Genomic DNA, 5,216 nt, shown 5'->3' with positions numbered 1-5,216 from the left:
GGCGATGCTCCGACTGGAGCATCGCCGCTGAGCTTGCCCTGCCGGGAGCGAGGTCAGGCGAACAGGCGGAAGGCGTCGAAGCGCACACCGGCCTTGACCGCCGGGGCCCAGCCGGTCCCCTTGTTGATGTAGGTGTACAACTCGTTGTTCGGGTTGCGCCCCACCATGTCCAGCCGCCCGTCGGCATTGACGTCACCGACGACGAAGAGCTGGGTCCAACCCTGCCAACCGTGGCCAATCCTGCGGTACGAGGCGATCCTGCTATCGGCCCCCGAGTAGTAGGCCCACAGGGTTCCGTCATTGCGGATGGCCAAGATGTCGTCGTACTTGTCACCATTCATGGAACCGGTACCCACCAGGTGCGTCATGCCGTTCCAGCCGTACCCGATCTGACGGCCGCCCCAGACGGAAGTGGCGCCAAGGTTGTAGCGCAGCAGCCCACCGTCGGCCTTTCGGGCCACCAGGTCCCGAGTGCCATCAGCATTCATGTCTCCGACGACGGTCAGTGCGGACAGCCCGTCCCAGCCGTGCCCCACGCGCAGCCCGGGCCGGAGGGTACCCACTCCTGTGGAGTGGTACAGCCACAGGGTGCCGTCGGAACGGCGGCCCAGCAGATCACTACGCCCGTCCTTGTTCACGTCGCCAGCCAGCGAGATCCAGTTGAAGCCGCCCCACCCAGCGCCGACCTTCCAGCCGTGCCCGATGGTGCCATTGGCCCGCATCTTGTACAGGTACAGCTCGCCGGCCTTGTTCACGGCGAACATGTCGGCCACCCGATCACCGGTCTGGTCGCCGGCAATGCCGGTGGCCGCGGCCCCGGTGGTGAACTCGACCGCTTGTGAGACCGCCTGGGTACCGCCAGTGCGCAGGTTCATCGTGCCGGACAGCGTTCCTGTGTAGTGAGTGCCCGGCTTGAGAGGACTGGCAGGAACCATGGCCAACCCGGCCTCGCCCGACTGGTCCGGCGGAATGACGCAGACAGAGGTGCTGACCCCATCGGCCTTCAACGAGCCGCTGGCCGCAGTCACCCCGAGGTACACCTCATGGTTGAAGGCGGCACTGATCGGCATGCCGGTGCCGGAGCAGCCAGAGGAAGAAACCCACGGCGCCTGATTGCGCAGCCGGTTGTAGTTGGTCCCCCGGGGATAGCTGCGCGGATACCCCGTCGGCGCCTCCCCGGTGAACTCCATGGAGAATGTTCGCACGTCAGAGTAGGCACCAAAACTGATCGACGTCCCCGTCTCCTCCAGGATGAAGCTGTCCCGCAGGTAGGGATCGCTGATCATGGCCTCGACGGTCTCACGGAGCGTCGTGGTCCACAACGGCTCGGAATACGGGGCAATGCTCGCGCCGGCCTCGGTGTAACCGGGCAGCGCGGGATCCTCGGTGAAGACGTCAGGCTCGTCGGGGTTCAGGCTGATGTACTTGGCGTGGTTGTTCAGGGCCGTGGTCACGCTGGTGTCCAGGACGATCGGCCGGACCCCATAGCGGGCACGCTCGGTGTTGATGAGCGAGACGGCGGTGGCTGCGGTGATGTCACTCGTCGCCTGCGCCTGCACCAGACCGGTCCGCTTGACGCCCAAGGACAGCCGGTCACTGCTCGCGGGAGCCTGACGGCCCGGTGACGCCTCAGCGCTCGGGACGGGGTCCGTCGGCTGCGACGGCTCGGCCAGCGCCGGCTGGCAGGTGCCGACAAGCAGCCCGAGAGACAGCAGCGCGGCGGCAGTGGCCCTGGACGCGCTGGTTGCCCTGGACGCGCTGGTTGCCCTGCGCAGGGTGCCGCGTGAGGTCATGGCGAAGCTCCTTCATCGATCGCTCCCCCGAACTGGGAACCAGTCTGCCCCACGCAGGGCCGGCCGCACCAACGCGACGCACCGCCAATGGAACACTCGCCCAGACCGCCCGCCAGGACCACCCCGCCGAACCGGCTGGAGAGGACCCCAGCAAAGGCCGAGGGGCGGGCACCGGTCACCCGGCACCCGCCCCTCGTCAGCGAACAGATTTCGCCCGTCGTTGTCAGGCCTGGTTGGCGTCGCCCTGCTCGCCTTCGGCCGGACCACCGCCCGCCTCGGCGGTGAACTCGCTGGGCACCTCATCGGGCAGTTCCGCCCTCTGGGTCCCCTCGAAGGTGAACGGCATCTCCGATCCCTCCGGAGCAGCGTCCACGACGATGATCTGACCGGCAGCCAGCTCACCGTAGAGGATCTTCTCCGCCAGCACGTCCTCGATGTCACGCTGCAGCGCACGACGCAGCGGACGAGCCCCCAGCAGCGGATCGAAGCCACGCTTGGCGATCAGGCTCTTGGCGGCCGGAGTCAGCTCGATGCCCATGTCCTTGTCCTTCAGGCGACCCTCGATCTGGGCCACCATCAGGTCGACGATGCGCTCGATGTCGCGCTGTGTCAGCTGGTGGAAGACCACCACTTCGTCGACTCGGTTCAGGAACTCCGGACGGAAGTGCTGCTTCAGCTCGTCGGAAACCTTGGCCTTCATCTTCTCGTAGCTCGAGGCCTCGTCACCCTGACGGTTGAAGCCAAGGCTGACCGACTTCGAGATGTCCCGCGAACCCAGGTTGGTGGTCATCACGATGACGGTGTTCTTGAAGTCGACCACTCGGCCCTGGGCGTCGGTCAGGCGACCCTCGTCCAGGATCTGCAGCAGCGAGTTGAAGATGTCCGGGTGAGCCTTCTCGATCTCGTCGAAGAGAATGACGCTGAACGGCTTGCGGCGCACCTTCTCGGTGAGCTGGCCGCCCTCCTCGTAGCCGACATAGCCGGGAGGCGAACCGAACATCCGCGACGCCGTGTGCTTCTCCGAGTACTCGCTCATGTCGAGTGTGATCAGGGCATCCTCGTCGCCGAACAGGAATTCGGTCAGCGCCTTGGTCAGCTCGGTCTTGCCGACGCCCGAGGGGCCGGCGAAGATGAACGAACCCGACGGACGCTTGGGGTCCTTCAGGCCGGCGCGGGTGCGGCGGATCGAACGCGAGAGCGCCTTGACCGCGTCCTCCTGGCCGATGTAGCGCTTGCCCAGCTCGGCCTCCATCTGGAGCAGTCGGGTGGACTCCTCCTCCGTCAGCTTGAAGACCGGGATGCCGGTGGAGCTGGAGAGCACCTCGGCGATCTGCTCCTCACCCACGATCGCGGGCACGTCGGAGTCACCGTTCTTCCACTCCTCCTCCTTTTCCGCGCGCTCGGCGAGCAGCTTCTTCTCGTCGTCGCGCAGGGAGGCGGCACGCTCGAAGTCCTGGCCGTCAATGGCGGCCTCCTTCTCCAGGCGCACGGCCGCGATCTTCTCGTCGAACTCGCGCAGGTCCGGCGGCGCAGTCATCCGCTGGATGCGCATCCGGGCACCGGCCTCGTCGATCAGGTCAATGGCCTTGTCCGGCAGGAAGCGGTCCTGGATGTAGCGCGAGGCCAAGTTGGCTGCGGCCGACAGCGCCTCGTCGGTGATGGTGATGCGGTGGTGCGCCTCGTAGCGGTCCCGCAGGCCCTTGAGGATGTCGATGGCCAGCCCGATGCTCGGCTCGGCCACCTGGATCGGCTGGAAGCGACGCTCCAGCGCAGCATCCTTCTCGATGTGCTTGCGGTACTCGTCCAGCGTGGTGGCACCGATGGTCTGCAGCTCGCCTCGCGCCAGCATCGGCTTGAGGATCGACGCGGCGTCGATGGCACCCTCGGCAGCTCCGGCACCGACGAGCGTGTGGATCTCGTCGATGAAGAGCATGATGTCGCCGCGGTTCTTGATCTCCTTGAGCACCTTCTTCAGGCGCTCCTCGAAGTCACCGCGGTAGCGCGAGCCCGCCACCAGGGCACCCAGGTCAAGCGTGTAGATCTGCTTGTCCCGCAGGGTCTCCGGCACGTCACCGCGCACGATCGACTGGGCGAGCCCCTCGACGACGGCGGTCTTGCCGACGCCGGGCTCACCGATCAGGACGGGATTGTTCTTGGTGCGGCGGCTCAGGACCACCATCACCCGCTCGATCTCCTTCTCGCGGCCGATCACGGGATCGAGCTTGTTCTCGCGAGCCGCCTGGGTCAGGTTGCGACCGAACTGGTCAAGCACCGTCGCGGAGCTGGGCGCGGGGCCCGCCTCGGGAGCGCCGGCCGTCGCGGCCTCCTTGCCCTGCCCACCGGAGAGCAGCTGCAGCACGGTGTTGCGCACACGATTCAGGTCAGCACCCAGCTTGATCAGGACCTGGGCTGCGACGCCCTCACCCTCACGCACCAGGCCGAGCAGGATGTGCTCGGTCCCAATGTAGGAGTGGTTCATCTGCAGGGCCTCGCGCAGGCTCAGCTCGAGCACCTTCTTGGCACGCGGAGTGAAGGGGATGTGGCCGGTCGGCACGGTCTGACCGTGGCCGATGATCTCCTCGACCTCGGACCGGACGGCCTCCAGGGAAATGCCCATCTGCTCCAGGGCCTTGGCCGCGACGCCCTCACCCTCATGGATCAGGCCAAGCAGGATGTGCTCGGTCCCGATGTAGTTGTGGTTCAGCATCTTGGCTTCGTCCTGGGCAAGCACGACAACGCGCCGGGCCCGGTCGGTGAACCGCTCAAACATTGGACTCCTCACTACGGGCCGATGGGCCCGGATTGCGCAACGCCCTGCCGGTCCGTCCGGCCTGCGTTGCAGATGCTTCAAGTCTAGCCCGGAGATTTCATGGGGGTTGCTGGGACATAAGGAGGGAAGTGCCCTCTGACCTGCGAAGATACCGATTGTCGAAGTCGGAATCGTTGCAGTTGAAGGAGCACTTCCCAGGTGAACAAGCGTAGCGGGATGTATCCGCGTCTCCGAGTTGACCACGCCAACGTTGCGGCGGCGGGCCAGGCGGGCGGGGTGCTGCTCACCCGAACCGTGGAGACCTCGGGCCTGGGTCAGGTGTTGAGCCAGGCGCTCGCCCCGTGGCGCAAACCCCTCGCGAAACATGACCCGGCCAAGGTGATCGTGGATCTGGCGATCAGTCTCGCGCTGGGCGGGGACGCGTGCCGTGACGCCGCGCTGCTGCGCAGCGAACCCGGTGTCTATGCTCTGGTGGCCTCGGATGCGACGATCTCCCGTACCATCGCCGCATTGGCGGCCGATGTCGAGCGGGTGGAGAAGGCCGTGGCGAAGGCCAGAGCTGCGGCCCGTGACCACGTGTGGGGCTTGGCGGGCGACAAGGCCCCCGGCTATGACGCGACTGCTGACAAGCCGGTGATCATCGATCTGGACGC

General features: G+C 66.4%; 3 protein-coding genes. 1 reads left to right on the top strand and 2 read right to left on the bottom strand.

All coding sequences use genetic code 11. From position 1 onward, the window contains the following. Positions 1-53: 53 nt before the first annotated feature. Both ACTQ49_RS14710 and ACTQ49_RS14705 read right to left on the bottom strand, forming a co-directional pair. Complete coding sequence (locus ACTQ49_RS14710; protein WP_441828586.1) at positions 54-1,793, bottom strand: FG-GAP-like repeat-containing protein; 1,740 nt, start codon at positions 1,791-1,793, stop codon at positions 54-56. 223 nt (positions 1,794-2,016) lie between these two features. Further along, a complete protein-coding gene (locus tag ACTQ49_RS14705) occupies positions 2,017-4,563 on the bottom strand; it encodes an ATP-dependent Clp protease ATP-binding subunit (protein ID WP_441828585.1) in 2,547 nt (848 codons plus the stop codon). Positions 4,564-4,761: 198 nt separating this feature from the next. Here ACTQ49_RS14705 and ACTQ49_RS14700 point away from each other — a divergent pair. Beyond that, on the top strand, positions 4,762-5,216 hold a 455-nt coding region (locus ACTQ49_RS14700), incomplete at its 3' end, for a transposase (RefSeq protein WP_441828584.1).

It is taken from the genome of Luteococcus sp. Sow4_B9 (assembly GCF_052116585.1).
Classification (GTDB): domain Bacteria; phylum Actinomycetota; class Actinomycetes; order Propionibacteriales; family Propionibacteriaceae; genus Luteococcus.
This window is presented reverse-complemented; position numbering and strand designations above follow the sequence as displayed.